This is a genomic window from Streptomyces sp. CB01881 (genome assembly GCF_002953255.1).
In the GTDB taxonomy this organism is placed as follows: Bacteria; Actinomycetota; Actinomycetes; order Streptomycetales; family Streptomycetaceae; genus Kitasatospora.
Map to the genome: position 1 here is coordinate 812,012 of NZ_CP026498.1, position 283 is coordinate 812,294.

A 283-nucleotide genomic window follows, 5' to 3' on the forward strand; every position below is an offset into this window, starting at 1 on the left:
GCTTCGGGTCTTGGGCATGCAACTCAGGCGCCCTATTCGGACTCGCTTTCGCTACGGCTACCCCACACGGGTTAACCTCGCTACACACCGCAAACTCGCAGGCTCATTCTTCAAAAGGCACGCAGTCACGAGACACACAGCAAGCTGCACGTCCGACGCTCCCACGGCTTGTAGGCACACGGTTTCAGGTACTATTTCACTCCGCTCCCGCGGTACTTTTCACCATTCCCTCACGGTACTATCCGCTATCGGTCACCAGGGAATATTTAGGCTTAGCGGGTGG